Here is a 741-nt window from a genome sequence, read left to right as displayed (position 1 = left end):
CGGCCGCCAGCGGGAAATGCGCCGCGGCCCGCCTCCATCTCGAACGCGCCGAGCACCGAGGCGCACCGCGCCTCCAGCTCCCGCGCCAGCTCCGCGTCGGGCAGGCCGATGAGGCGCACCGCCTCGCGGTCGTCCACCACGCAGACGATGGAGGAGCGGTTGCCCGGCAGCGGCGCCAGCGTGAAAGGGCCGGTCTCGGTGTGGAATTCGGTGGAGGTGTCCTCGTGCGGCCGCGCATGGCGCACCGTGGCGGTGAAGGCCACCTGGGGATACTCGCGCCGCCGCATGGAGATGCCGCAGGCCTCGCGCACCCGCGAGCCGCGCCCGTCCGCCGCCGCGACCAGCCGGGCAGAGAGCGCCGTGCCGTCCTCCAGCGTCAGCCGGGCTGCATCGGCGCCCACCTCCAGGCCGGTGAGCGAGGTGCGGAAGATGGCGAGCGCCGGCTCCGCCTCGGCGGCCTTGAGGAGGCCGAGGCGGAGATCGTCATTGGCGAGGTTGTAGCCGAAGGCGTCGAGGTCGATCTCGGCGGAGCGGAACGTCACTTCCGGCGCGCGCAGTAGGCGCCGCGTGGCATCGACGATCCGCATGTCCCGCAGCGGCGCCGCCTTCGGCGCCACCTCGTCCCACACGCCGAAGTCCTTGAGGATGCGCACCGAGCCGTCCAGCAGCGCGGTGGTGCGGTGGTCGGCGCCGGCGCGCCGGGCCGGTGACGAGGGCGGTGGGAACATCCGCCCGCGCGAG

1 protein-coding gene is annotated in these 741 nt (G+C 74.6%); it reads right to left on the bottom strand.

The window, feature by feature from the left end:
* Window positions 1–728: FAD-dependent monooxygenase (locus AC2W7M_RS26675; protein ID WP_486136217.1), on the bottom strand; the 728-nt coding region annotated here is incomplete at its 3' end.
* Window positions 729–741 lie beyond the last annotated feature (13 nt).

The organism is Xanthobacter sp. BG11Y11_SDJG (genome assembly GCF_057364445.1).
This window is presented reverse-complemented; position numbering and strand designations above follow the sequence as displayed.